We start from the raw sequence: 25764 nt of genomic DNA on the forward strand, positions 1-25764 counted from the left end.
CCGACCGGCGGCGTCCGCGACCTACTGGAGTCGGATCTGGATCTGCTGGATCTGGACGCGCACCCGGTCGCGCAGCTCCGCCGGGGCCTTCTCGCCGCAGGACCGGGCGACGACCGCCTTCACCGTGCGCTGGAGGTCGTAGCGCTCGAGGCAGGGACTGCAGGAGTCGATGTGCGCGCGCACGATGGCGCAGTCGCCCTCTTCGAGCTCGTTGTCGATGAGCCGGACGATCCGCTCCAGGAAGTCGGCACACTCGGCGTTGGTCGGGTCGTCGCCGTGGAGGTGCTCGTGCTGCTGCGACATCAGCGGCCTCCCTCGAGCGGGGCGTCGCCGCCGGTCCGGACGTAGTCGGAGAGCATGTCGCGCAGCTGGCGGCGGCCGCGATGGAGACGGGACATCACCGTCCCGATCGGCGTGTCCATGATCTCGGCGATCTCCTTGTAGGCGAAGCCCTCGACGTCGGCGAGGTAGACCGCGAGCCGGAACTCCTCCGGCAGCCGCTGGAGGGCGTCCTTGACCTGGCTGTCCGGGAGGTGCTCCAAGGCTTCCATCTCCGCGGACTTCAGCCCGCTGGAGGTGTGCGACTCGGCGCGGGCGAGCTGCCAGTCCTCCACGTCTCCGGTGTCGCCGGCGAGGGCCTGCTGCGGCTGTCGCTGCTTCTTCCGGTAGTTGTTGATGAAGGTGTTGGTGAGGATCCGGTAGAGCCAGGCCTTGAGGTTGGTGCCGGGCCTGAACTGGTGGAACGCGGAGAACGCCTTCGCGAAGGTCTCCTGCACCAGGTCCTCGGCGTCGGTGGGGTTGCGGGTCATCCGCATCGCGGCACCGTAGAGCTGGTCGAGGAACGGCAGCGCCTCGCGCTCGAAGCGGGCGGCGCGCTCCTCGGGCGTCTCGGTCGCGAGGTCGACCGGCGCTGCGTCGGCGCCACCCGTCTCGTCGGCGTCGAGGGACGGCAGGTCGGCGGAGGTCTCGGTCATCGCTTCCCAGCCTACGGGGCTGCTCGCGCGGGGGCGCTCCAGCGTCGCGATCATGAGGGCCGAACGCCTCAGCCGGCCCCGGCATTCCCGACGATCTCGCGGACGACCCACTCCAGGGTGCACTCGACCACGATGCTCATCGCGTCCGCCTCGGTCACCGGTCCCTGCTTGGGAACCGCCAGGCCGTGGTCGGCGCCGGGCACCACCGCGAGGTCCGTCTGCGGCGGCAGCGGGTCGGGGAACTCCTCCGGGCGCCCCATCGGGTCGCGCTCCCCCTGGACGACGAGCGTGGGGACGCCCGCGCCGGCGAGCTCCTCGAGCCGCGACCTCTCGGGCCTCCCGGGAGGGTGCAGGGGGAACGACAGCGCGAGGCAGCCGGTGGCCCCGAGCCGGGACGCGGAGCGGGCCGCCGAGCGGGCGCCCGCCGAGCGCCCACCCACCACCAGCGGCGTGCGGACCCGCAGCGCGTCCGCGGCGGCGCGCAGCCCGACGTCCAGGGTGGCCGGCGGGGTGGCGACCTTGCGCCCCGCGCGGCGCCAGGGCTGCTCGAAGCGGGCGACGTTGATCCCCTGGCCCGGCAGGTGCCGCGCCAGCGCCACCAGGTCGCGGGCGTCGATGCCGCCGCCGGCGCCGTGGCTGAGCAGCAGGGTCGCGATCGGGCGACGGGCGCGGTGCATCACGAGCCGGCCCTCGCCGTACGCGGTCGGGATCAGCCGCTCCTCGCTCACAGCAACGTCTCCTGCGAATCTCCGTCCAGGCCGTCGGGGTCGTCGAGCGGGATCGGCTCGACCAGCTCGGGTCCGTCGTTGGCGACGTTGCCGACCGCGGTCGAGACGGGGTAGGCCGTCAGGCCCGCCTGCTGGGCCGGCCGCAGCAGCGCGAGCAGGTCGTCGGTGCCGCTGCGGGGATCGAGCCAGCGGTCGCGCGCCTCGCGGTCCACCACGAGCGGCATCCGGTCGTGGATCCGGCCCAGCTGGTCGGTGGCCTGGGTCGTGATCACCGTGCAGGTCCACAGCAGCCCGCCGGTGCCGCCCGTCGCTGCCGTCCCTGCCGTCCCGCCCGTCCCGTCGTGGTCGTGCTCGGGGGGTGCCGCAGGGTTGCGCCAGATCTCGTAGAGGCCGGCCATCGCGAGCACGGAGCCGTCCTCGGGCCGGATGAAGAACGGCTGCTTCCTCCGCTTCCCCCGCGCATCGCGCTGCTGGGTCTCGTACCACTCGAAGTAGCCGTCGGCGGGGAGGATGCACCGCCGGGCGGCGAACGCCCTGCGGAAGGCCGGCTTCTCGGCGACGGTCTCCATCCGCGCGTTGATCATCCGGCTGCCGATCTTCTGGTCCTTGGCCCAGGAGGGCACCAGCCCCCACCGCAGCACGCGCAGCTGCCGCACCGACTCGTCGAGGGGCCGGCCCTCGGCGTCCTTCCGGGACCGCTCCAGCACGGCGTAGACGTCGTCGGTCGGGGCGACGTTGTAGGACGGAGGCACGACCCGGTCCAGGCGCGGGTCGAGCACCTCGAACTCCTCGGCGAGGTCCTCGGGGCTCCGACTGGAGGCATAGCGCCCGCACATGGCGTCAAACCTAGCCGGATGCCCCGGAAAGGTGCGGGTACCACAACGTCATGGCTCTGAGCAGACTGATCGCCCGGCCGCTGCTGGCGACGTACTTCGTCGCCAACGGCGCGAACGACATCACCAACGCCCCGGCACTCGCGGCGCAGGCCGCACCGGTGACCGGGAAGATCGCTCCGATGGTCGAGAACGCCGCACCCGGAAGCGTCTCCGTGCCGCAGGACCCGGTGCTGTGGGTCCGTGCCGCGGGCGCCGTGCAGGTCGCCGCCGGCCTGGCGCTGGCCCTCGGGAAGATGCCGCGGCTCTCCGCCGCGGTCCTCGGCGCGACCCTGATCCCCTCCACGGCCGCGCGCTACCGGTTCTGGGAGGCCTCGGACAAGACCGAGCGCGCCGAGCAGATGAACCACTTCGTGAAGAACGCCGCGCTCGGCGGCGGCCTGCTGATCGCCGCTCTCGACACCGAGGGCAAGCCGGGGCTCGCGTGGCGTGCGGCCCGGGCTGGCAAGGACGCCCGGCGCGAGGCCAAGCACCTGGCCAGGAGCGCCCGGCGCGAGGCGAAGCTGATGAAGGCCGAGCTCGGCTGAGGCACCCACCCCGACGGAGCCGCGCGTCGCGCCTCGAAGCGCGAGCGCGTCTCCGGCTCGGCTCCACCGGCGGGCGCGTCACTAGACTGCCGTGACCATGAGCAGCGCGTCGCCCCACCCCGACCCCTGGCCTGCGCCCACCGCCCGCGGGCCGGTCGAGGCCACGGTCACGCTGCCGGGCAGCAAGTCGCTCACCAACCGGGCACTGGTGCTCGCGGCGCTGGCCGACGGGCCCTCCGTCGTACGACGCGCGCTGCGGTCGCGTGACACGCTGCTGATGGCCGCCGCGCTGGGCTCCGTGGGCGCGGTCGTGGACACGACCGGACCGGACTGGCGGGTCACTCCGCTGGACGGTGCGGTCCCCGGCGACCGGGCCGACGTCGACTGCGGCCTGGCGGGCACGGTGATGCGGTTCGTGCCGCCCGCCGCCGGGCTCGTGCAGGGCGACGTCCGCTTCGACGGCGACCCCCACATGCGCAACCGCCCGGTCGGCGAGGTGCTGCGTGCCCTCGCCGCCCTCGGGCTCGACATCACCGGTGACGCCGGTGGCGCGGCGGACGCCCTTCCGTTCACCGTGCACGGCCGGGGCAGCGTGCCGGGCGGGACGGTGGTGATCGACGCGTCCGCCTCGTCGCAGTTCGTCTCCGCGCTGCTGCTGGCCGGTGCCCGGTTCGACGCCGGGGTCGACGTCCGCCACGACGGCAAGCCGATCCCGTCCCTCCCCCACATCGAGATGACGATCGCCATGCTGCGCGACCGTGGCGTGGAGGTGGACGACTCCGACGCCGACCGCTGGACGGTCGCGCCGGGCCCGATCGCGGCGCGGGACGAGGACGTCGAGCCGGACCTCTCCAACGCAGCACCGTTCCTGGCGCTCGCCGCGGTCACCGGCGGCTCCGTCGTGGTCCGCGACTGGCCCGGTGCCACGACGCAGGCCGGCGACGCGCTGCGTGACCTCCTCGCCCGGATGGGCTGCCGCGTCGAGCGGGTGACGGACGGCCTGCGCGTCACCGGGCCCGACGGTGGACACCGCGGGCTGCTCGGGCTGCAGGCCGACCTCCACGACGTCGGCGAGCTCGCGCCGGCGGTCGCCGCACTCTGCGCGGTGGCGTCCACCCCGTCCCACCTGACCGGCATCGCCCACATCCGCGGCCACGAGACCGACCGGATCGCCGCCCTCGCCAAGGAGCTCGGCTCCCTGGGCAGCGACGTCGTCGAGCACCCCGACGGGCTCGCGATCCGTCCCGCGCAGCTGACCGGCGGCGTCTTCCACACCTACGCCGACCACCGGATGGCGCACGCCGGGGTGGTCATCGGCGCGGTCGTGCCGGGCGTCCTCGTCGAGGACGTCGCCACCACCGGCAAGACCTTCCCCGACTTCGCGGGGTTCTGGTCCGGGCTGTTCCCGGAGGCCTGAGCCCGGATGCCGCGCTACACCGAGCACGACGTCGAGCACTACGAACGTCCCCGCCGGCGCACGCGGCCCCGCACCAAGGACCGGCCGACCTACGACGACGCGGTGGGCGGGCTGGTCATCACCGTCGACCGGGGCCGGTTCACGCTGCTCGTCGACGGCCGCACGGTGACCGCGATGAAGGCCCGCCCGCTCGGTCGCAAGGGCGTCGTGGTCGGCGACCGGGTCCGCGTGGTCGGCGACGTGTCCGGCGCCGACGGCTCGCTGGCCCGCATCGTGGAGGTCCAGGAGCGGCGCACCACCCTGCGTCGTACCGCCGACGACGACGACCCGGTCGAGCGGGTGATCGTCGCCAACGTCACCCAGCTCGTGGTCGTCACCGCCCTCGCCGACCCGGAGCCGCGGCCGAGGTGGATCGACCGGGCGCTGGTGGCGGCGTACGACGGCGGCATCGCGCCGCTGCTGTGCCTCACCAAGGCCGACCTCGCCGACCCCGAGACCCTGCTGGAGACCTACCGGTCCCTGGGCGTGCCGTGGCTGGTCACCTCGCGCGGCGATGACCGCGGGATCGTCGGGCTGGAGGCGCTCCGCGAGCGGCTGCAGGGTGAGACCACGGTGCTGATCGGGCACAGCGGCGTCGGCAAGTCGACGCTGGTCAACGCCCTGATCCCCGGCGCGGGACGCGAGACCGGGGTGGTGAACGCCGTCACCGGCCAGGGCCGGCACACCTCGACGTCCGCGGTGATGCTGCCGCTGCCGGGCGCACCCGACTCCTGGATCGTCGACACCCCCGGCATCCGGTCGTTCGGTCTCGCGCACGTCGAGCCCGAGCACCTGATCGAGGCGTTCCCCGACCTGGACGAGATGACCGAGGACTGCCCGCGCGGCTGCACTCACGGCGACGACGAGCCGGAGTGCGGCCTCGACGAGGCCCTCGCCCGCGGCGAGGCCGACCCCGACCGGGTCGCGTCCTTCCGACGCCTGCTGGCCGCCCGCTCCGTCACCGACTATTGACCGACTTGGGGTCTCCGCCCCGCGACGTGTGGCTTCGGCCCCGCGACTTTGTGGCCTCGGCCCCGCGACTTGTGGCTTCCGGTTCGAGAGTCGGGCCCGACTCTCGGGTCGGCGGACGGAAACACCGACTCGGGGGACGGAAACCCGAACTCGGCGGGCGGAAACCCCAACTCGGCGGGCGGAAACCCCAACTCGGCGGGCGGAAACCCCAACTCGGCGGAGGGGGTGGGGCAGTCAGCCCTCGAAGCCCTCACCCCAGACCGCCTGGGCGCCGGAGTCGCCGACCAGCACGACGAGGACGATCACGGCGACGGCGTCGACGGCGAGGAGCACGCCGAGCACCCACCTCGCCCAGGTCGCCCGGGGATGGAGGAGCCCGTTGAGCAACGCCATCACACCGAAGGCGACGCCCCACCACAACAGGATCACGCCGAGGTCGCGGTGGTCGTCGATCCGCTCCTTCACCGGGTTGGCGGGATCGGTGAAGAAGGGGTTGGCGTCGCGGAAGCTCTCGCCGGAGAGATAGGCGAGCACGATCGCCCCGACCGCGACCACGGCGCCGACGACGAGGGGCCAGCGGAGGCGGTCGCGCCACCGGGGCACGAGGTAGGCCAGGCCGATCAGCGCGGCGAGGGGGGTGAGCACGACGGCACCGTGCACGGCGAGCGGATGCAGGGGGAGCCCGTTGATCTCCATGGTTGAAGCCTGCACCAGTAGCGGCCACGTCAACCAGCCCCGGCCGCCGACCCACAGCCTCCCCACAGCAAACGGGGGGGTGTGCGCCTCACCGTGGCGGCCCGCGGGCGGGCGCGGGCCGTAGGGTGCCCCTGTGGCTGTCCCCGACTACACCGACGACCTCCGACTGGCGCACCTTCTCGCCGACGACGCGGACTCGCTGACCCAGGCGCGGTTCCGGGCGCTGGACCTCCACGTGATGAGCAAGCCCGACCTCACGCCGGTGACGGACGCCGACGAGGCCGTCGAGGAGTCCATCCGCCGTACGCTCCGCAAGGCCCGCAGCCGCGACGCGGTCACCGGGGAGGAGCAGGGCACGTCCGGCCACTCGCAACGGCGCTGGGTGATCGACCCGATCGACGGCACCAAGAACTTCGTCCGCGGCGTGCCCGTCTGGGCCACCCTGATCTCGTTGGTCGTCGACGACGAGGTGGTCGTCGGGGTGGTCTCCGCCCCCGCACTGCAGCGCCGGTGGTGGGCGTCGGCCGGCGGCGGCGCCTGGACCGGCAAGTCGCTGATGAAGGCCACCGAGTGCCGCGTCTCCGACGTACGACGCCTGGAGGACGCCTCGCTGTCCTATTCCTCGCTCGGCGGCTGGGAGGAGCGCGGCCTGGGGGACGACGTGCTCGGGCTGATGCGGCGCGTGTGGCGCACCCGGGCCTACGGCGACTTCTGGTCCTACATGCTCCTCGCGGAGGGTGCCGTCGACCTCGCCGCGGAGCCGGAGCTGGAGGTCTACGACATGGCCGCGCTCGACATCATCGTGCGCGAGGCCGGCGGCCGGTTCACCTCCCTCGACGGCCGCGACGGGCCGTGGGGCGGCAACGCGCTCGCCAGCAACGGCCACCTGCACGAGGCCGCGCTCTCCTACCTCGGCAGCGTCACCGGCGGCGACGACCCGGACTGGCCCCGCACCGGCCCGGGCACCGTCTCCGACCTCCGCGCCCACCGGCAGCGTGTAGCCGAGGACGACGCCGACCAGTAACCTGCCTCACATGCGCATCACCGACGTGCTCAACGCCAAGCCGAGCAAGGACGTGGTCTCGATCAGCCCCGACGCGGGGGTCAAGGAGCTGATCGCCACCCTCGCCCAGCACAACATCGGTGCGCTCGTGGTCAGCGCCGACGGCTCCTCGCTCGACGGCATCGTCAGCGAGCGCGACGTGGTGCGCCGCCTCCACCAGGACGGCACGGTCGTCAACAACACCGTCGGTGCGATCATGACCGAGGACGTGCGGACCTGCTCCCCCGACGACGAGCTCGACGACGTCATGCAGCTGATGACCCAGGCCCGGTTCCGGCACATCCCGGTCTGCGACGACGAGCGCAACCTGGTCGGCATCGTGAGCATCGGCGACATCGTCAAGCACAAGATCGACCAGCTGCAGTTCGAGCGCGACCAGCTCGACCACTACGTGCACCAGACGTAGGGCTCCGGGCTCCGCCCGCTACGTGGCGGCGCGGCGCGCGACCTCCGCCACGGCCGCCAGGAAGACCGGCCGCCAGCGTTGGACGTCCAGCACCACCGAGGCGTGCCCACCGGGCGCCTCGTGCACGGTCGCCCCGGGGATGGCCGCGGCGAGCGCGCGCTGACGGACCGTCGGGATGGCCCGGTCGCGCGCGGTGACCACCACGGCCACGGGCACGTCGACCTCGCCCAGCCAGGGCCGGGCGTCGAACGAGCCCAGCGCCCCGAGCACCTCCGGGAGCGCCCACGCACTGGTGCTCCGGAGCTCGGCCCACGCCCACGCCGAGAGGTCCGTCCCGCGTGGCGGCACCTCGGGCAGCGCGCCGTGCACCAGGCCGACCCGCGTGCGGTAGTGGCTGCGCAGCGCCGCGTTCGCCAGGCCGAGCACGGGATAGAAGACCGCGTCGCCCAGGCTCCCCCGCCAGCAGCCGGCGGTGGACGCCAGCACCAGGCCGCCGGTGCGGTCGGGGTGCCGGCGCCAGAACACCTGGGCGAGCGCGCCGCCCATGGAGTAGCCGACGGCGACGACCTCGTCGATCCCGAGCACGTCGAGCAGCGCCGCGGCGTCGTCGACGCACTCGTCGATGTCGAACCGGTCGGAGAGGATGCCGCGCCCGTGCCAGCGCTGGTCGAGCATCACCAGCCGGTAGTCGCGCCGCAGCTCGTCGATGGTGCTGAACCAGGTGAGGTACGACGTCGTGGCGAGCCCGTGGAAGAGCAGCAGGGTCGGTGCGCCGGGGCGCGGGGCGCCGGTGTCGATCGCGAACACCTTGCCGCGGCCGGGAAGGTCGACCAGCGCCCCCTCCGGCAGGTCGGGCAGGTCCGGGAAGCGCTGGGTGCGGCGGATCCCGACGCGGACCCCGTGCACCGCGGCCCGGCCACTCGCTCGACCGGCGAGAGCAGCGGCGCCCAGCGCCCTGCGTCCGACGGCCCTGATCAGCGGTCCCGTCATGCGCTCGCCTGGTGGGCGCCGCCCGACGCCGCCCCCCGCGCCCGCCCGGACACCTGCTCGGCCGGTCGCTCGACGTCCAGCTCCGCCAGCGCTGCCGGGAAGTACGACGCCAGGGCGGCCACGTCGGGGAGCAGGTCGGGGCAGGCCAGGAGGGAGAAGTTCATCCGGTCGACGTAGGACCAGACGGTCACGTTGAGGCCGATGCCGTCGACCAGCGGGCCGACGCTGAACAGGTCGACCAGCCGCGCACCCCCGACGGTCGCGGGCTCGCGCGGGCCCGGCACGTTGGACACGATGACCGAGAACGGGGCCGGGTGCCACGACGCCGCCCGCAGCCGCGAGTAGGCCCGCACGGCGAGCGCGAACGGGCGCGGCGGGGTGAACTGGGTCCAGTCGGCGAGGATCGAGGTGCCGAGCCGGGCCTGGATCCGCTTGGCCTGCGCCGTCGTCTCGGCGATCCGGCGCAGCCGAGCGACCGGGTCGTCGACGTCGGTGGCGAGCGTGGTGAACAGGTTGGAGACCCGGTTGCCGCCCAGCCGCGGGACCGCGTCGCGCTCGTCGGCGCTGATCGGCACGCCGGCGAGGAGCGACGACGACGGCGTCTCGCCGTGGGCGGCCAGCCAGCGGCGGAGCGCGCCCGAGGTGACGCCGAGCACGACGTCGTTGAGCGTGGTGCCGGGATGCTGCGCGCGGACCCGCTTGAGGTCGGCCAACGGCAGCGTCACCGTGGCGAAGGAGCGCATCGGGGTGAGCGAGCCGTTGAACGACACCCGCGGCGCGTGCAGCACCGGCAGCGGCGTCCGCACGCCCCCGCGGCGCTCGCGCAGGGCCGCGAGCACGCCCCGGACCGTGCGCGCCAGCAGGCCGGGGATGGTCCGGATCTGCGTGGTGGCGTCGTGCAGCGCGTGGCGCACCAGCAGCGCGCGGCCCGGCAGCCGCTCGGTGACGTCGTACTCCTCCTGGACCGCCTCGGGCGCGGCCGCGGACCGCACGTCGGTCACGTTCGCCAGCAGGGCGTTGGCCGCGGCGCCGTCGGCCAGGGCGTGGTGCATCTTGCCGACCACCGCGACCCGGCCGCCCTCGAGGCCCTCGCAGTAGTGCAGCTCCCAGAGCGGGTGCCGGCGGCTCAGCGGGGTGCTCGCGATCATCCCGACCAGCTGCTCGAGCTCGCGCATCGACCCGTCGCCGCCGAGCCGGTGGCGGCGGATGTGGTGGGCGACGTCGACCCGGGGCAGCGTCACCCACACCGGGTGGTTGAGCCCGAAGGGCACCTCGACCACCCGGCGGCGCAGCGGCGGCAACCGCTTGAGCCGGGCGAGCAGGCCGGAGACGAACGCGTCGTAGGTGACCTGCTGGTCGGCCTCGAGGATCGCGATCTTGAGGGTGTGCATGTGCACCGACGGCGTCTCCATGTAGAGGAACCCGGCGTCGATGCCGGCCATCCGCTCGATGGCCGGGCGCCTGCGCCGCCCGCTCACCGCACGGCTCCGGGGAGGTCACGGGGCACGACCTTGCCGGAGGCGTTGCGGGGCAGCGCGTCGAGGAAGACGACGTCGCGCGGGACCTTGTAGCCGGCCAGCTCCGAGCGCACGTGGGCCTTGAGGTCCTCCACCGCGACGTCTGCGCCGTCCTTGACCACGACGTAGGCGGCCAGCCGCTGCCCGAAGGCCTCGTCGTCGACGCCGACCACCGCCACCTCGCGCACCGCCTCGTGGAGCCCGAGCACCTTCTCCACCTCGAGCGGGTAGACGTTCTCGCCGCCGGAGACGATCATGTCGTCGTCGCGGCCCACGACGTAGAGCCGGCCGGACTCGTCGAGCTTGCCGACGTCGCCGGTCACCATGTGGTCGCCGACGAACTCCTTCTCGGCGCCCGCGGTGTAGCCGTCGAACGGCGAGGCGCCCCGCACCAGGATGCGGCCGACCTCGCCGGGCGGCACGTCGCGGCCGTCCTCGTCCACCACCTTGACCAGCGTGCCGCGGACCGGGCGCCCGGCGGTGTCGGGAGCCTGCCTGAGGTCGCCGGGCCGGGCCACGCTGATCTGCCCCGCCTCGGTCGCGTTGTAGCTGTTGTGCACGATGTCGCCGAAGCGGTCCATGAACGCCGTCACCGACTGGGGCCGCATCCGCGAGCCGCTGGCCGAGACGAAGCGCAGCGAGCGCAGGGAGTAGCGGTCGAGGACCTCGGCCGGGAGGTCCATGATCCGCTCCAGCATCACCGGCACCACGCTCAACCCGGTCGCCCGGTGGTCGTCGACCAGCGCCAGGGTCCGCTCCGGGTCGAACCTCCGGCGGGTGACGACCGTGCAGGTCATCGTGGCCGCGATCACGAGCTGCCCGAAGCCCCAGGCGTGGAACATCGGAGCCGCGACCACGACGGTCTCCTCACCGCGCCACGGGATCATCTCGAGCATGCCGGCGAGCTCGTCGGCGCCTCCGCCGCTGCGGCGGGCGCCCTTCGGCGTGCCGGTCGTCCCGGAGGTCAGCAGGACGACGCGGCCCCGCCCCGAGGGCCGCGGCGGCGCCTCACCGGCGTGGATGGCGATCAGCTCCTCCATGGTGAGCCTCGTGCTGCCCGCAGGAGAGTCGGCCGGCCGGTCGGCCTCGGTCCAGCCGAGCACCTCCACCAGCCCGGGCAGCCGCTCCCTGGCCGCGGCGACCACCCCGGCGAACTCCTCGTCGTAGAGGATCACCCGCGCGCCCTCGCGCTCCATCACGTCGGCGAGCTGCGGGCCGGAGAAGCCGGTGTTGAGCAGCAGCGCGTCGGCGCCGAGCCGGGCGCTGGCCAGCAGCGCGTCGACGAACCCACGGTGGTTGCGGCACAGCACCGCCACCACGTCGACGGGCGCGCCGTTGACGTCGACCAGCCCCGCGGCGAGGGCCGCAGCCCGCTCCTGCAGCTGGCGCCAGGTCAACGAGCCGCGCTCGTCGACCAGCGCGGTGCCGTCCGGGCGTCGTACGGCGGCGAGGGCGAAGCTGGCGGTGGCGCTGGTGCCCTGCTCGCGGATCACCCGCACCAGCCCGGCGTACTTCGCCGGGCTCATCGGCACCAGCATCCGGCTCCGCACCAGGACCCGGAACACCCACAGCTGGGTGCGCAGGGCGTGGAGCAGGCCGAGCGGGACGCGGAACAGTCGGGTCATCGCGCTCACCCCAGCACCGGGAACCGGCGCTCACGAGCGAGCTCGGAGAGCGCGTCCTGCATCCGCTGCCGGACGACGCGGTCCACCTCCGCGATCTCGGGCTCGGGACCGAACTCGGCGGCGACGTCGATCGGGTCGAGCACCCGGGTGGTGATCTTCGTCGGGAGCGGGAGGTTCGGCGGGAAGGCGGGCACCAGCCCGAAGGGGAAGCCGACCGCGAGGGGGAAGAGGTCGCTGCGCATCAGCCTGCGCAGCGGGGACCGGCGACCGATCCACTCGCCCCTGGTCAGGAAGAGCTGGGCCTCCTGGCCGCCGATGGACACGACGGGCACGATCGGCACTCCCGCCTCGAGCGCGGTGCGGACGTAGCCGGTGCGGCCGTTGAAGTCGACCACGTTGGCCTTGCGGGTCGGACGGAAGGTGTCGTAGTCGCCTCCGGGGAAGACGATCGTGACGCCGCCGCTGACCAGCGCCTCGTGGGCGTTCTCGCGGGTGGCCGGCAGGAAACCGAACTTGCGGAAGACCGGACCCGCCGCACCCGTGAAGAGCATGTCGTGCGCCAGGCAGTAGAGCGGGCGCCGGGCGCCGAAGGTGTCGGCGAAGGCCACCGCGATGATCGGCACGTCCATGGCGAGCAGGCCGCCGGAGTGGTTGCCGACCATCAGCGCGCCGCCGTCGGGCACCTTCTCCATGCCGCGGACGGTGGAGCGGAAGTAGGTCCGCATCGCCAGCTTCAGCGCCGGCAGCACCGTCGCCACGTACGCCGGGTCGCGGCCGGCCAGGGCGCTCACCGGAGCACCGCCTCGCGGCCCGGCAGGACCCGCCCCCAGCCGAACGGCTCCCACGACGCGGGATCCTGCTGGAGCCGGTCGACCACCACGCCCAGGACGAGCGGGTTGGCGACCATGCCGATGTGGCTGCTGACGACCTCCACGTTCTCGGCCGGCGGGTCGGAGCGCTCGTCGACCGTGCAGCCGTGCCAGGGCACGATCCCGTCGGTCCGGGACCACACCGCGGTCACCGGCACCGGCAGCGGCTCGCGGAGGGCAGCCACGATCTCGCGGGCGTTGTCGACGATCCCGTGCCGGACGCGGGAGCGCTCGAAGAGCGCGGTGGCCCGGGTGCGCTCCCCCTCGGCGCGCCACGGGGAGCCGAGGCAGACCACCTGACGCACGCGGTCGGTGTGCTCGTGGGCGAGCCAGCGGGCGAGCAGGCCGCCGAAGCTCCAGCCCACGACGCTCACCGGCTCGCCGTAGCGGTCGGCGAGCGCCGCGAAGCGCTCGGGCAGGCCGCTCACGATCCGCTCGGTCAGCCCGTGGTTGCTGCCCAGGCCCCAGCCGTGGACCCGCCACCCGCGCCGGCGGAGATGTCCACGCAGGCGTCCGGTCATCGCGTCCTGCGCCGAGAAGCCCGGCAGCACCAGCACCGGTCGCCCCTGGCCGAGGTCCCGGGCGGGGGTCGCGAGGTCGAGCAGCCGCGAGGCGCCGTACTCGACGGCGAAGCGCGGGACCTCCGCGAGCGTCAGCGCGCGCGACGGTCCGCCGCTCCCGTCCCGGGCAGCGTGGCGCTCACCCTCGAAGTCGTACACCGGAGCCCCCATGTAGAACACGTTCTAGTTTCCCGTCGAGTATCACCCTGGGACCGCCGTCCGGGCAAGCCGACGGAGCCAGATCACGTGCCGCGGCGCCGCCCCCCGCGACCGCGACGCCCGGGAACCCGCCGCCACAGGCGTACCCCGAGACGACGCACCCGAGCCCGGGTCCGCTCGACCGCCGCCCGCCACGGCACCGACGCCAGCGAGAAGCGGGCGGCCACCCGGCGCCACCACGGGGTGGCCCGGCGGATCCGCGCGAGCGCGGTGTCCACGTCGGCCCAGTAGGCCCGGGCCTCGTCGAGCGTGGGCCGGACCGGACCGTAGACGTGGCGGTCGGCGGCGTGCGCCAGCGCGACGACCGGCACCGCGTCGTAGCGCACCGCGGTGGCGTAGGCGCTCTCCCGCCGGGTGGCGCCCGGCGCCGGACGGACGCCCAGGTCGCGCATCCGGTCGGCCAGCTCCCGCCACGCGCCGGTGAGCCGGAGGGTCGCGTCGGCCGCCCTCCTGCGGCGACGACGGCGCACCGCCTTGAACAGCAGCACTCCCCACAGCGGCGAGAGGAGCAGCGCGACCTTGGCGACGTCGAGCACCACCCCGAGGACGGTGCCGAGGACCTCCAGGATGTCGAGGCCCCGGCGGCGCCCGTCGCCCTGCTGCAGGTTGTCCGTCGCCTCCTTGGGCTCCCCCGGGACCCGCGGCGGCTGCAGCACCTGCGGCTGCGGCTCCTCGTCGGGGTCGTCGTTGGGCCGGCGCAGCTTCTGGTCCTCGGGAGGGGTGGGCTCGAAGGGCACCCACCCGGCACCCTCCAGCTTGACCTCGGTCCAGGCGGTGACGTCCTCCCCGCGGACCGGTCCGCCCCCAGGCGGCACCTTGAAGCCGATGACGACCCGGATCGGCAGGCCGAGCCGCTGGCCGGCCAGCGCCATCGCGGCGGCGTACTGCTCGGCGTTGCCCACCGGGTGGGCGGTCTTGGTGAGCACCGCCAGCCGGCTGGCGCCGTGCCCGGCCGGGACGTAGTCGTCGATGCCGTCGGAGTAGAAGCCGCGCTCGCGGAAGGAGTCGCGCAGGAACTGGGCGAGCCGGCCGCCCGTGCCGCCGCTGAAGCCGGCCTCCGCCTGCCAGCGCTGGATGCGGTCCATCAGTTCCTCCGGCACGATCGCCGGCGGCGGGAGCGAGACCGAGGCATCCGCCTCGAGCACCGCGATCTCCTCGTCGACCAGCGGCCGCGGGACGACGGCCTCGATCTCGAACGTCGTGCCCTGCTGGACGCCGCCGATCTGGGCCACGGTGCCGGTCTGGCGGTTGACCACGAGCTCGGCCGCCGCCCGGTCGTCGGTGCGCCCGTCCCGCAGCGGCGTCAGCGACAGCGTCTCGCCGACCGTCGGGACCCACACCCCGGTGTAGTCGCCGATGGTGATCCGGCCACGCACGGTCGCCTCGACGTTGGCGTCGGGGTCGTTGCGCAGCCGGCGGAACGTGCCGGAGTCGTGCGGCGTCCCGGGCGCCCCGGAGACGTTCCAGACGATCCCGTCGTAGGTGTCCATCGTCGCGAACCGGACCAGCGTCCCGCTCTCCAGCCCGTCCACGGTGAACAGCGTGGTGCCGGTCCGCACCGGCTCCTTCTTGTAGGCGCGGAACTTCGCCAGCGGGCTGGGATAGTCGCGGGGGTCGAACGGCGGCTCGACGTGGTCGCGCAGCACCACCCGCGGCACCGCCGGGTCGCCGAGCGAGCCGACGCCCACCGCGGCGGCGCCCGCGACGACGACCACGCCGACGGTCGCGCCGACCCGCCGCACCCAGCGCGCGCGGATCTGCCCGAGCGCCCGCCAGCGCAGCCACACGATCCCGACCGCCGCCAGACCGAGACCGCGCGGGACCACCGCGCCGGCCTCGATGTCGCCGAACGCGGAGGCCGTCACCAGCGCCGCCCCCAGGACGCCCGCCGCGAGGCCCGGCCAGGGCGACCGCCACAGGAGCACCGTCGCCAGGAGGCCGGACGTCAGCGCCGTCGCCAGCGGCACCACCAGCACCACCCCGGTCTCGCCGAGCGGCGCCGGGAGGGTGAGCGCCTCCCGCCAGGCGCGCACCAGACCGACCACCAGGTCGCGCAGCGAGTCGGGCGTGGGCACGAGGCCCCCGCGCGCCCGCGCGGGAGCCACGACGGCGGAGCCGACGGCGAGGTACGCCGCGGCGGCGGCCAGGAGGGTGAGCCACGGCCCCCAGCGCCACCGCGCACCCAGCCACCCCACGCCGACGCCGAGCACCAGGCCCACCACGACCGCGACCAGCCACCGCTGGCCGGCGTAGGCGGCTCCGAGCGGCCAGCAGCACGCGACACCCAGCACCACCACGAGCACCGCGTCGACCGTCGCCAGCCGCCACGACGGCGCGGACCCGGCGCGCCGGACCCGCTGCGGGACGACGGTGACCGGACGGCCGCCGGGAACGCTGCTCACGCCGCGACCCGTCGTACGGCGACCGCGAGCTCCTCCAGCCGCCCGACCGTGGCCACGGCGAGGTCGCCGAGCCACCGCACCGAGGGCTGCTCCCCCACGATGCAGCGCACCGCGATCACCCGGGTGTCGACGGCGAGCTGCTGGCGGGCCCGGCGCAGCTCGGTGACGCTGACTCCGGAGCCGACGCACAGCGCGATCACGCTGGCCGTGAGCTCGTCGCCGCTGAGCCGGCGCGCGACGTCGACCAGGCGGCGCGCCTGCCACCCGTAGGCCAGCCCGGAGAGCCCGTCCAGGAACCGCTGCAGCCCGCCGGCGGGGAGCGAGGCGTGGGAGCAGGCCGCGCTCAGCTGCTGCCCGTCGAGCAGCGCCTGCGTGCCCAGGGAGCCGGCGATGGAGATCGCGAGCTCGAACTCGTCGTCGCTGGCGTAGTCCTCCAGGCGCGAGCTGACGACGGTGAGCAGGTGCGAGCGCCGGGTCTCCTCGAACTGTCGGACCATCAACGAGCCGGTCTTGGCGCTGGACCGCCAGTGGATGTGACGCCGGTCGTCGCCTGGAACGTAGCCGCGGAGCGCGTGGAACGACACGTCGTTGTCGGAGATCTTCGGCACGGTGCGGCCCTCGAGGTCGCGCACCAGGCCGGCCGCGGAGCCCTCGACACGCAGCGTCTTGGGGTGCACGTAGAGCGTGTCGACGCGGCTCAGGTGCCGCTCGCGGCGGAGCAGGGCCAGCGGGTCGGCACGCACGGCGGTCACCGGCCCGACCTCGAGCACGGCGCGGTGCGCGGTGGGGATGGCGAACAGCTCCTCGTGCTCGGCGCCCGGGGCCAGACCAGGGAGCTCGAAGACGGCCCGCCCGGCGCCGACCGGGAACTCGACCACCAGCGGCCTCGACCGCCGCTGCGTCGGGTTCGACACCGTGAGGTAGCCGTTGGCGCGCTCGCCCACGATGACCCGGTCGCGGGCGAGGTCGAGCCGTGCCGCCAGCGGCTGGCGCCCGACCACGAAGAGCACGGCGATGGCCAGCACGAACGCGAGGAAGACCCCGCCCACGACGAGCTCGCGCCAGTGCAGCAGCGGACCCGCCACCAGCTGGGCGAGCGCCAGGACCGCGACCGCCCAGCCCGCCGGTGTCACCGCCCCGACGACCGGGCCGAGCACCCGCCGCAGCCGGGCTGACCGCTGGACGAGTCGGTCGCGCAGCCCGCCGGTCACCGCCCGGCGGCGCCGGGCGAGATCTGTCAGGCGCCGGCGCAACGCGCCCGCCGCGGAGCGGGACCTCATCGGGCGACCGGCTCCTGGGGCACCGCGACCCGGTCGAGGACCCGTCGTACGACGTCCTCGGCGGTCGTGCCCCGGAAGTCCTCCTCGGGGTCGAGCACCATCCGGTGCGCCAGGACCGGCACGGCGAGGGTCTTGACGTCGTCGGGCACGACGTAGCCACGGCCGAACGCCGCCGCCCAGGCGCGGGCCGCGCGCACCAGGGCGAGGCCGGCGCGGACGCTGGTGCCGAGGACCACCTCCGGTGCCGTGCGGGTGGCCTCGGTGAGGGTCGAGACGTAGTCGAGGATCGCCGGCTCCACGTGGACCTGCTGCGCGAGCCGGATCATGTGCAGCACGTTGTCGCCGCTGATGATCGGGCGGAGCACGGCGGCGGCCTTGCCCTTCGGCGCGTTGGCGAGGATCCGCACCGTGCTCTCGTGGTCGGGGTATCCCAGCGAGGCCTTGACCAGGAAGCGGTCCAGCTGCGCCTCCGGCAGGCGGTAGGTCCCGGCCTGCTCGATCGGGTTCTGGGTCGCGATCACCATGAACGGCTGGTCGACGGGGTGGGTGACGCCGTCGACGGTGACCTGGCTCTCCTCCATCACCTCCAGCAGCGCCGACTGCGTCTTGGGCGACGCCCGGTTGATCTCGTCGGCCAGCACCACGTTGGCGAAGATCGGCCCCCGGTGGAACTCGAACTCCTGGCTGCGCTGGTCGTAGATCGTCACTCCGGTCACGTCGCTGGGGAGCAGGTCCGGCGTGAACTGGATCCGGTTGTGGTTGCCCTCGATGGTCTGCGCCATCGCCCGCGCCAGCGACGTCTTGCCCGTGCCGGGGTAGTCCTCGAGCAGCAGGTGGCCCTCGGCGAGCAGCGCCACGAAGGCGAGCTGGACGACCTCGGTCTTGCCGAGGATCGCCTGCTCGACGTTGGCCACGAGCCGGGCGAAGGTCTGGGAGAACCACTCGGACTGCTCCGGGGTTAGTGACATGGGGGTCCTGTCGGCTACCGCGTGAGGGTGTTGGAGCGGAACTGGCTCGAGACGACGAACGCGCTGCCGCTCCCGGTGAACCAGCACCGGTTGCTGCCGCCGACCCAGTAGTCGAACCTGCCGTTCACCGTCTGGGTGAGGCTGCCGCAGTTGTCGGGCTTGAAGGCCGTCAGCCCGTCGAGGTTGGCGTGCGCGGGGCGGTCCTCACGAATGAACCCGTCGCCGTGGACGGCGATGGCGCAGGCACCGTGGAGCTGGCAGTTCGCGAACCGGATGCTGAGCTCCTTCTGCTTCGAGGTCCCGGTCAGGGTGACCACCTCGCTGTACCTCCGCTCGTCGTCGGCCTCCGAGACGGTCCGGGCCTTGATCGCGCGGGAGGAGCCGCCCTCGGCGACCTCGCCCTGGTAGGCCTGGCCCGAGCCCATGTCGACCCACGTCTGTCCGCCGTCGTCGCTGACCTGCAGCCCCGAGACGTCCATGCCGTTCCCGGCGCCGGCGTAGAGCTGGAGGTGGATGTTGTAGAAGCTGTTGCTGCTGGTGTCCCCCGTCCTCGGCGGGTCGGGCCTCCCCCACGTCTGGATGTCGCCCAACGGCGCGGAGTCGCCGGTGATCGCACGGTCGCCGTTGTAGGTGACCGCCCACACGCTGATCGCGTGGGTGCCGTTGCTGGGGAAGGTGATCGCGGCGCCCCGGTCGCCGGGTGCCGACCCCACCGTGGTGCGCCAGCCGGTGCTGGACTCGAGCACGTAGTGGCGGACGGGGAGGCCGCCGTCGTCCGCGGGCGGGTCCCAGGCGATGCGCGCGGTGCGGTCGGCCGGGGACTCCCCCACCTCGCGCAGGTTGCGGACCGGTCCCGCCCTGGTCCACGGCCGGCCGGACGCGCTCGGACTGCGGTCGCTGGTGCCCGCGTCGTTGGTCGCGGCGACGGTGAAGGTGACGGTCCGCCCCTTCTGGATCCCGTCGGTCTCGTCGAAGGTCTTCGACGTGGTGGAGCCGTCCACGACGTAGGTGGAGCGCGCGCACCCGTCGCAGGTGATGGTGTAGCCGGACACCGGGTTGCCGTTGCTCTGCGACTCCGTCCACCTCGGCCACTCGATCCGCACCCAGGGGCGCTGGGTGTAGCTGTCGGCCTCGCTGGCCGTGAGGCGCGGAGCGACGCCGGACCGCAGGGGGACGCCGAACGGAGCCACGGCCCGGGAGGCGCCGGAGAACTGCCGCCGCGGCTCGACCTCGTTGACCGCGCGGATCTCGAAGGCGTACGGCGTGCCGTTGGTCAGCCCCGGGATCGTCATCGACGTCGCGTTGCCGGGCGCCTGCCAGGTCTTGGCGCTGCCCGCCTCCTTGATCTCGTACGCCGTGATCTCGGAGCCCTCGTTGGCCGGTGGCGTCCAGCGCACGGTGAGCCTGCGGTCCATGCTGGTGCCGGTGGGCTTGGCCGCGACCACGATCGTGGGCGGCGCCATCAGGTCGGGTGCCTTGTTGGGCTCGACCGGCTCCGAGGGCGGGCTCGGCTCGCTGCGACCCTCGGCGTTCACCGCGCGCACGGTGAAGGTGTAGGTCCGGCCCGGGGTGAGGTCCAGCAGCCGGCAGGTGGTCGCCTGGCAGGTCTGCTCGAAGCCGTCGGAGCCGGACACCTCGTAGCCGGTGATGGCGGCGCCGTTGTCCGCCGGCTCGCGCCACGACAGCACGGCCGAGGACGCCTCGACCGACGACACCGTCGGCCGCGACGGCGCGTCCGGCTCGGCCACCACGGTGACGTTGATCCGGCCGACCACCTCCCGGCTGCGGTCGCCCGACGCGTCGGCCACGGTCAGCTTGATCGTCGACGTCCCCGACGAGGTCGGTGTGAAGGCGACGGTGGACCCGTCCGCCTCGAGGCCGGTGAGCCGTCCGCCGCCCTCCACCCGGGGGTCGCGGACCTCGATCGGCTCGCCGGGATACGGGTTGACGGCGTGGTCCGCGACGTCGACCTCCATCCGCCGGTCGCGCTCGGCGGTGACGTTGATGACCGGGACCTGGAGCAGCGGTCGGTCGCTGTCGACCACCTCGACGGTGACCGTGCCCTCGGCCCGGCCCCCCTTCCCGTCGTCGGCGACGACGTCGACCTCGAGGGTCTGGCCGTCCTCGGCGCCACTGGCCGCCTCGACGGCCAGGATGCTCGTCCCCGCGTCGATGTCCGCCTCGAGGCCGTCCGCCGCGGCCGCGACGCGGTAGGTCATCGCGGCCAGGTCGCCGTCGTTCGCGTCCCGGGTCAGGCCGGCCAGGTCGACCTCCGCGGGATCGCCCGAGGTCGTCACCTCGACCGCCGCGTCGCGCATGGTGGGAGCCACGTTGCCCGCCGGCTCGACGTCGACCGGGATGGTCAGCAGCGAGCTCAGCGCCGCGTCCTCCGCCGCGCTCCGTCCGTCGGTCACCTCGACGGTGACCGATGCGGTGCCGACGTGGCCGCGGGTGGGCGTGAACTCGAGCGACGTCGGCGCGTCCTCGACCGGGCGGACGACGCCGTTCACCGCCGTGGGTGTGGAGTCCGGCACGATCCGCGGCTCGCGGCCGGCCCGGGTGACGACGAGCTCCGCGAGATCGAGGACGACCGGCTCGCCGGCGACCGTCTCGACCGGGATCCGGTCGGCGTCGGTCGTCAGCTGCGGCGGCACGTTGTCGGTGCCGGTGACGAAGACGACGCCGAAGGTGGCCGGCGACTCCTCGTCGGCGTCGTCGAGGCGGTACAGCACCACCTGGTCCTCGGCGGTCAGCTCGACCTGCACCGTCGAGCCGCCGACGACCTCGCAGTCGGCCTTGCTGCCGGCGTCGCAGTCGACGACCCGGAGGTCGGCCTTGGCGCCGTCGAAGTCGACGTCGTTGCCGAGCACCTCCACCTCGACCTCGGCGCCGGGCTCCCGGCCGATGATGTCGCCGAGCTCCGCGACGTCGTCGTGCGCGATCGGCGCGTAGAAGGGCGCACTGCGGCTGGCGGACACCTTCAGCACGGCGTTGTCCTCCGCACCGGCCCCGTCGCGGATGGTGTAGCCGATGTTGGTGGCGGCGACACCCTCCTCCGGGGCCTCGCCGACGGCCACCTCGACGAACCCGTTCTCGTGACGGGTGTCGACGGTGGAGTTGAGTCCCTCGATGCGGAGCGGGTCGTCGTCGGGATCGACGTCGTTGGTCAGCACGTTGTAGGAGATGGTCCGCCCCGGCTGGACCAGCACGCTGTCGTCGAGCGCGACGGGTCGCTGGTTCTCCTCCTCCTGCGGCACCACGCCCAGCCGCACCTCGGCGACGCCCGTGGCGCCGTACTTGTCCTGCACGAGGATCTGGAAGAAGTCGGTGCCGGTCCTGCCGTCGAAGGCCTCGTAGCGGATCCAGTCCACGCCGGTGTCCACGATCCGGCCGAACGACGGCGCGGTGAGGACGCCGCGGAAGGCCACCGCGTCGCCGTCGGGGTCGGCGCCCGTCGTGTCGACCGGGATCACCTTCGGGCGCCCGCTGATGACGCGCTCGATGATCGGCTGGGGCACCGGGGCGTGGTTGTTCTTCGCCGAGTCGGCCACGACGAAGATGGCCACCTCGGCGGTGGCCTTGAACCCGTCGGTGTCCCGGACGCCGTAGATCACCGAGTAGCTCCCCGGCCTCTCCGGCGCGCGCAGGCGCAGGGAGTCGCCCGCGACCCAGACGTCGAGCTCCTGCTCGTTGATCAGGTCGGACTGGAACAGCCGCGGCTTGCCGCCGTCGGGGTCGGAGTCGTTGGCGAGGACCGGGACCGACGTCACCGACCCGGCACGCACCGTCACCTGGTCCTTGTTGGCGACCGGACGCCGGTTGACCTGCGTCGACTGGCGCTGGGCGACCACCAGGTGTCCCACCACCGAGCTGCGCCCGTCGGAGACGACGTAGTCGACGGTCGCCTGCTGGCCGGCGAAGTCGGCCGCGGAGCTGATCACGGCGAGGCGCTTGTCGACGACCGAGACCTTGACACCCGGGATCGAGGGACGGCCGATCCGCTTGACGACGAGGACGTCGCCGTCGGGGTCGAGGTCGTTGAGCAGCAGGTCGACCTGGGCCGTGCCGCCCGGGGAGATCACGGCCTTGTCGCCCACGGCCACGGGAGGCCGGTTGTCCTTCGGCGGCGACTCGATGTCCAGCCGGACGACGGAGGAGCGGGTGGCGGAGGAGTTGTGGGCGCTGTAGGAGAGGTAGTAGCTCCTCGCCTTGTCGGAGCGGAAGGTGAACGTGCCGGACTCCAGGTCCCGGGTGACCTCGGTGCCGGCGTCGTTGCCGATCACCTTGACGCTCTTGAGGGTCAGCTCGCGGCCCTCGGGGTTCCGGTCGTTGGTGAGCGGCTGGACCACGATCGCGGTTCCGGCGACCCCGGAGGCGAGGTCGGGCACCAGCTCCGGCGGAGCGGTGTCGCCCAGCACCTGCACGGGGAGCTTGCCGACGAGCCGGTCGTGGCCGTCCTCGATGGTGTACTGGATCTCGGTGACCCCGCCGCCGGCTCCGGTGTCGCTGAAGGTGATGGTCCCGTCGGGACGGAACTCCACCTCCCCGCCGCGGGCGGTGGCGTCGGTCAGGGTGAGGTCGTCCCCGTCGAAGTCGTAGAAGTCGGCGAGCAGGTAGTGGCTGGCGGTGGCGCCGCGGGCGACCGCGAGCCGCGGCTCCCGCTCGGGCATCAGCTGCGGCTTCGCGTGCTGCGAGTCCTCCCGGATCTGCAGCGACACCTCCGCCCAGCGCTCCTCGTTGACGCGCCCGTCGGTGACGTAGTAGCGGAACCTCGAGGTGCCCCGGGCGTCGGCCGGGACGCTGACCTGCAGCTGGGTGCCGCCGCCGACGATCTTCACCTCGAGCTCGGGACCGCTGACGTGCTGCGTCTTGGAGATGCTGAGGATGTCGCCGTCGGGGTCGTGGTCGTTGAGGGCCACGACGGGAAGCACCGTGGAGCGGCCGGGCCGGGCGCCCAGCTCGTCGTCCTCGGGCTCGGGCGGGCGGTTCTCCTGGTCGGGGACCTCCTCGGTGACCTCCTTGAGCTTGGAGCGGTTCTCGTTGCGCGGGTCCACCGAGGGCCAGTTGTCGACCTTCGCCTTGCCGGGGTCCTGGACGAGCCAGGTGTCGCCGGTGAAGGTGTCGTTGAGCACCACGACGTCGCGGTTGACCCGGAACTGCAGCTCCGCCCCGGGCTGCATCGCGGGGATCGGGGCGGTGTCGTCGAAGGAGTCGTCGGCGCAGTCGCGCAGGTAGTTGTGGGGCGAGCCGGGATCCGCCCACGCGGCGTACACGCACCGGCTGTCGGTCATCGCGACCGGGGCGGCGGGTGCACCCCCGACCGGCCCGCGGCTGACCTTGGCGAGGTCGCCACCGCCCAGAGGCGTCCGGTACAGCCCGTCGAAGGTGGCGACGTAGACCTCCTCGCCCCCGTCGGACGGCACCTGGAGCTGGACGGCGGAGGGGTCGGCCGCGTCGACGACGACCGGGTCCGCTCCGGGGCGGGCGAGCTCGCCGGTCGTGCGGTCGAAGAGGACCGGCGTCTCGCCGACCACGGTGAGCGCGACCATGGCCGGGTCCGTGCCGAGGTCGTCACCGAGGTCGAGAGCGTCGCCGGCGACGGCGATGCCGTCGGCGTCGAAGGTGTACGGCGTGACCGTGCCCCGCCGGCCCAGCACGTAGGCCCGGCCGTCGGTGCCCACCGCCGCGGCCAGGGCCTCCGTCGCGTCCGGCTGCGTGGTCTTCGGCGAGAACCCGTCGAGGCGGTCGGCGCGTCGTACCCACGCCTTCCCGGAGACGGCGTCGACGATGGCGAACGTGTCGCCACCGTGGGACACCCGCGCACCGGTGGGGAGCGCGGTGGGGTCGAGCACCGCCGCGCGCGGGATGTCGACCGCCTTGACGGCGCGATCCGAGGACGCGTCGTCGAGGTAGAGGCTCGTGGCGCGCTGGAAGATGTCGAACTCGGCGCTGCCGGAGTCGACGCCGAGGTCCAGCTCCTTGATCTGGGGGTTGAGCCGGGCGACGAGGCCGTCCTCCCGGTTGGTGACCCACACGCCGCCGTCGTTGAGCTCCACCTCGGTGAACGGCTTGCCGTCGTGGCGGAGCGCCAGCACGACGAGGGTGCCCATCAGCACCGCCAGCGCGGTCCAGGAGGCCGTCCGGCGCCGCGCCGCCGTCACTGGCCCACCACGCAGACCTGCTCGGACGGCGCGGACGGCGGCGCGCCCTGGCGGGACAGGGAGACGCGGACGCAGACGGTGCGGCCGCGCGCGACCGTCACCGCCTTGCGCCGGGCGGTGGTGTACTCCGGCGCCTGCTGCTGTGCGCCGTCACCGGTGAGCACGACCTTGAACTCGTCGCCCTCCCGGGGCTGGTCCTGCTTCCACCGGAACGTCCAGCGAGTGCCGCCGCCGGACGACGTCACGACCGGGGCCGCCGGGATGTCGATCAGCTCCACCGGGTCCGCGGGCCCCTCGCCCCGCACCGGTCCGGCACCGGGCCCCTCGCCGCCGTCGTCGCCGAGGAGCAGGGCCAGCGCCACGGCGGCGACCAGCGCGACGAGGGCGGTCCCGGCCAGCACGCGGCCCAGCCGCCCCGGTCCGCGCGGCTCGGCACGCTGTGGTGTGCGGCCGGCGGAGCCGGCGGGCGTCGCGGCCGGCGGGTCGGCCTCGCCCGCAGCCGGTGCCCGCAGCGCCACCGGCCCGAGGTCGCCGGCGGGGATCACCACCGAGACGGGCCGGATCAGGGTGCGCGCGTCGTTGGGCTGCTCCTCGCCGAGGGCCGACGGCGACGCGTCCATCACCTCCAGCCTGGTCGGCGACTGCCGCAGCTCGATCTGCACGTCCTGCAGCTGCCGACCGAGTGCCATCGCGGAGCTCGGCCGCTTGTCCACCGGCACCGACAGGGCGCGGCGCAGCACCGACACCAGCGATGCCGGCACGTCGGGACGGCGCAGGGGTGTCAGCTCGCCCCGCTCGATCCGCGACATCAGCGTCGCGTTGTCGTTGGGGGCGTCGCGTCGCTCGCACGGAGAGTGTCCCAGCAGCAGGGAGTAGAGGGTCGCCGCCAGCGAGTAGACGTCGCTGCGCACGTCGTGGCTGTCGCTGGCGAGCGCCTCGGGCGGTGACCACGGGATGGACAGGCCCTGCCCGCCGGCGCCCGCGTCGCTGACCACCGAGGCGATCCCGAAGTCGGTGAGGAGCGGCACCCCGAAGGTGCTGGTGAGGATGTTGTGCGGCTTGATGTCGCGGTGCAGCACGCCGGCCCGGTGCGCGGTCTCGACCGCGCTGGCGATCCGGACCCCGATGTCCAGCACCTCCGCGACGGGGAGCGGCCGGTGCCGGTAGCGCTGGGCCACGTGGGGCGGCGGGCAGAACTCCATGACCAGGAACGCCCGCCCGTCGGAGCTGACGCCGGCCTGGTAGATCGGCACGATCGAGGGATGGTTGGACAGCTGGGCCATCACGTTGGCCTCGGCCTTGAACAGCTCGAGAGCCGCCGGGTCGCTGCCGCTGCGCAGCACCTTGATCGCGACCTGCCGGGCCGGCAGCTCCTGCTGGTAGCGGAACACGTCGGCGAACCCGCCCTCGCCGACCAGGTCGACGAAGGTGAAGCCGGGGATCTCGGGAGCGTGCACC

The 25764-nt window shown here is 73.8% G+C and carries 20 protein-coding genes; 5 read left to right on the top strand and 15 right to left on the bottom strand.

Features of this window, described 5'->3' with window-relative positions; genetic code table 11:
- Positions 1 to 21: 21 nt before the first annotated feature.
- The 4 genes from rsrA to ACPOLA_RS15030 are packed head-to-tail and all read right to left on the bottom strand — an operon-like array spanning position 22 to position 2538.
- Positions 22 to 303: a mycothiol system anti-sigma-R factor gene (gene rsrA / locus ACPOLA_RS15015; RefSeq protein WP_435771244.1), complete on the bottom strand. Its 282-nt coding sequence runs from the start codon at positions 301 to 303 to the stop codon at positions 22 to 24.
- Positions 303 to 1028, bottom strand: a complete 726-nt coding sequence (locus tag ACPOLA_RS15020; protein ID WP_435771245.1) for a sigma-70 family RNA polymerase sigma factor — start codon at positions 1026 to 1028, stop codon at positions 303 to 305. The genes rsrA and ACPOLA_RS15020 overlap by 1 nt, the downstream gene beginning before the upstream one ends.
- A gap of 14 nt (positions 1029 to 1042) precedes the next feature.
- Positions 1043 to 1702 (bottom strand): alpha/beta hydrolase family protein, encoded by a 660-nt coding sequence (locus ACPOLA_RS15025; protein WP_435771246.1) that lies wholly within the window; start codon positions 1700 to 1702, stop codon positions 1043 to 1045.
- Positions 1699 to 2538 carry an SOS response-associated peptidase gene (locus ACPOLA_RS15030; RefSeq protein ID WP_435771247.1) on the bottom strand — a complete coding sequence of 280 codons (840 nt, stop codon included), beginning with the start codon at positions 2536 to 2538 and terminating at the stop codon, positions 1699 to 1701. The genes ACPOLA_RS15025 and ACPOLA_RS15030 overlap by 4 nt, the downstream gene beginning before the upstream one ends.
- Positions 2539 to 2588: 50 nt before the next feature.
- Here ACPOLA_RS15030 and ACPOLA_RS15035 point away from each other — a divergent pair, with 50 nt between their 5' ends.
- The 3 genes from ACPOLA_RS15035 (at position 2589) to rsgA (ending at position 5550) form a co-directional block, all read left to right on the top strand.
- Entirely contained in the window at positions 2589 to 3122 is a 534-nt protein-coding gene (locus ACPOLA_RS15035; protein WP_435771248.1) for a DoxX family membrane protein, read from the top strand.
- Positions 3123 to 3219: 97 nt separating this feature from the next.
- Positions 3220 to 4539, top strand: coding sequence for a 3-phosphoshikimate 1-carboxyvinyltransferase (aroA, locus tag ACPOLA_RS15040; RefSeq protein ID WP_435771249.1), 1320 nt, complete (start codon positions 3220 to 3222; stop codon positions 4537 to 4539).
- 6 nt (positions 4540 to 4545) lie between these two features.
- On the top strand, positions 4546 to 5550 hold the full coding sequence (rsgA, locus tag ACPOLA_RS15045; protein ID WP_435771250.1) for a ribosome small subunit-dependent GTPase A: 1005 nt from the start codon (positions 4546 to 4548) through the stop codon (positions 5548 to 5550).
- A gap of 234 nt (positions 5551 to 5784) precedes the next feature.
- Here rsgA and ACPOLA_RS15050 read toward each other — a convergent pair whose 3' ends face one another.
- The gene (locus tag ACPOLA_RS15050; RefSeq protein WP_435771251.1) at positions 5785 to 6246 is read right to left on the bottom strand and encodes a DUF2231 domain-containing protein; all 462 of its coding nucleotides are present in this window, start codon (positions 6244 to 6246) and stop codon (positions 5785 to 5787) included.
- Between the two features lie 133 nt (positions 6247 to 6379).
- Here ACPOLA_RS15050 and ACPOLA_RS15055 point away from each other — a divergent pair, with 133 nt between their 5' ends.
- Together ACPOLA_RS15055 and ACPOLA_RS15060 are read left to right on the top strand one after the other, a co-directional pair.
- Entirely contained in the window at positions 6380 to 7270 is an 891-nt protein-coding gene (locus ACPOLA_RS15055) for an inositol monophosphatase family protein (protein ID WP_435771252.1), read from the top strand.
- A 10-nt stretch (positions 7271 to 7280) separates the two neighbouring features.
- Positions 7281 to 7715, top strand: a complete 435-nt coding sequence (locus ACPOLA_RS15060; protein ID WP_435771253.1) for a CBS domain-containing protein — start codon at positions 7281 to 7283, stop codon at positions 7713 to 7715.
- An 18-nt stretch (positions 7716 to 7733) separates the two neighbouring features.
- Here ACPOLA_RS15060 and ACPOLA_RS15065 read toward each other — a convergent pair whose 3' ends face one another.
- From ACPOLA_RS15065 to ACPOLA_RS15110, 10 genes are all read right to left on the bottom strand, one after another.
- Entirely contained in the window at positions 7734 to 8705 is a 972-nt protein-coding gene (locus tag ACPOLA_RS15065) for an alpha/beta fold hydrolase (protein WP_435771254.1), read from the bottom strand.
- Complete coding sequence (locus ACPOLA_RS15070; protein WP_435771255.1) at positions 8702 to 10183, bottom strand: WS/DGAT/MGAT family O-acyltransferase; 1482 nt, start codon at positions 10181 to 10183, stop codon at positions 8702 to 8704. The genes ACPOLA_RS15065 and ACPOLA_RS15070 overlap by 4 nt, the downstream gene beginning before the upstream one ends.
- Positions 10180 to 11847 (bottom strand): AMP-binding protein, encoded by a 1668-nt coding sequence (locus ACPOLA_RS15075; RefSeq protein ID WP_435771256.1) that lies wholly within the window; start codon positions 11845 to 11847, stop codon positions 10180 to 10182. The genes ACPOLA_RS15070 and ACPOLA_RS15075 overlap by 4 nt, the downstream gene beginning before the upstream one ends.
- A gap of 5 nt (positions 11848 to 11852) precedes the next feature.
- Complete coding sequence (locus ACPOLA_RS15080; RefSeq protein WP_435771257.1) at positions 11853 to 12638, bottom strand: lysophospholipid acyltransferase family protein; 786 nt, start codon at positions 12636 to 12638, stop codon at positions 11853 to 11855.
- A complete protein-coding gene (locus tag ACPOLA_RS15085; RefSeq protein WP_435771258.1) occupies positions 12635 to 13447 on the bottom strand; it encodes an alpha/beta fold hydrolase in 813 nt (270 codons plus the stop codon). The genes ACPOLA_RS15080 and ACPOLA_RS15085 overlap by 4 nt, the downstream gene beginning before the upstream one ends.
- A gap of 71 nt (positions 13448 to 13518) precedes the next feature.
- Complete coding sequence (locus tag ACPOLA_RS15090) at positions 13519 to 15897, bottom strand: transglutaminase domain-containing protein (RefSeq protein ID WP_435771259.1); 2379 nt, start codon at positions 15895 to 15897, stop codon at positions 13519 to 13521.
- The gene (locus ACPOLA_RS15095; RefSeq protein ID WP_435771260.1) at positions 15894 to 17177 is read right to left on the bottom strand and encodes a DUF58 domain-containing protein; all 1284 of its coding nucleotides are present in this window, start codon (positions 17175 to 17177) and stop codon (positions 15894 to 15896) included. The genes ACPOLA_RS15090 and ACPOLA_RS15095 overlap by 4 nt, the downstream gene beginning before the upstream one ends.
- The gene (locus ACPOLA_RS15100) at positions 17174 to 18145 is read right to left on the bottom strand and encodes an AAA family ATPase (protein WP_435771261.1); all 972 of its coding nucleotides are present in this window, start codon (positions 18143 to 18145) and stop codon (positions 17174 to 17176) included. Before ACPOLA_RS15100 ends, ACPOLA_RS15095 begins: the two co-directional genes overlap by 4 nt.
- Positions 18146 to 18159: 14 nt before the next feature.
- Complete coding sequence (locus tag ACPOLA_RS15105; protein ID WP_435771262.1) at positions 18160 to 24306, bottom strand: Ig-like domain-containing protein; 6147 nt, start codon at positions 24304 to 24306, stop codon at positions 18160 to 18162.
- On the bottom strand, positions 24303 to 25763 hold the full coding sequence (locus ACPOLA_RS15110; protein WP_435771263.1) for a serine/threonine-protein kinase: 1461 nt from the start codon (positions 25761 to 25763) through the stop codon (positions 24303 to 24305). The genes ACPOLA_RS15105 and ACPOLA_RS15110 overlap by 4 nt, the downstream gene beginning before the upstream one ends.
- Position 25764: the final 1 nt, after the last annotated feature.

The organism is Nocardioides proteolyticus (assembly GCF_051280635.3).
In the GTDB taxonomy this organism is placed as follows: domain Bacteria; phylum Actinomycetota; class Actinomycetes; order Propionibacteriales; family Nocardioidaceae; genus Nocardioides.

Excerpts from the sequence above, each read along its gene's own strand:
- ACPOLA_RS15030 (WP_435771247.1), bottom strand. The coding sequence starts at position 2,538 with ATGTGCGGGCGCTATGCCTCCAGTCGGAGCCCCGAGGACCTCGCCGAG.
- ACPOLA_RS15050 (WP_435771251.1), bottom strand. The coding sequence starts at position 6,246 with ATGGAGATCAACGGGCTCCCCCTGCATCCGCTCGCCGTGCACGGTGCC.
- ACPOLA_RS15085 (WP_435771258.1), bottom strand. The coding sequence starts at position 13,447 with ATGGGGGCTCCGGTGTACGACTTCGAGGGTGAGCGCCACGCTGCCCGG.
- ACPOLA_RS15065 (WP_435771254.1), bottom strand. The coding sequence starts at position 8,705 with ATGACGGGACCGCTGATCAGGGCCGTCGGACGCAGGGCGCTGGGCGCC.
- ACPOLA_RS15020 (WP_435771245.1), bottom strand. The coding sequence starts at position 1,028 with ATGATCGCGACGCTGGAGCGCCCCCGCGCGAGCAGCCCCGTAGGCTGG.
- rsgA (WP_435771250.1), top strand. The coding sequence starts at position 4,546 with ATGCCGCGCTACACCGAGCACGACGTCGAGCACTACGAACGTCCCCGC.
- ACPOLA_RS15035 (WP_435771248.1), top strand. The coding sequence starts at position 2,589 with ATGGCTCTGAGCAGACTGATCGCCCGGCCGCTGCTGGCGACGTACTTC.
- aroA (WP_435771249.1), top strand. The coding sequence starts at position 3,220 with ATGAGCAGCGCGTCGCCCCACCCCGACCCCTGGCCTGCGCCCACCGCC.
- rsrA (WP_435771244.1), bottom strand. The coding sequence starts at position 303 with ATGTCGCAGCAGCACGAGCACCTCCACGGCGACGACCCGACCAACGCC.
- ACPOLA_RS15095 (WP_435771260.1), bottom strand. The coding sequence starts at position 17,177 with ATGAGGTCCCGCTCCGCGGCGGGCGCGTTGCGCCGGCGCCTGACAGAT.
- ACPOLA_RS15060 (WP_435771253.1), top strand. The coding sequence starts at position 7,281 with ATGCGCATCACCGACGTGCTCAACGCCAAGCCGAGCAAGGACGTGGTC.
- ACPOLA_RS15075 (WP_435771256.1), bottom strand. The coding sequence starts at position 11,847 with ATGACCCGACTGTTCCGCGTCCCGCTCGGCCTGCTCCACGCCCTGCGC.
- ACPOLA_RS15100 (WP_435771261.1), bottom strand. The coding sequence starts at position 18,145 with ATGTCACTAACCCCGGAGCAGTCCGAGTGGTTCTCCCAGACCTTCGCC.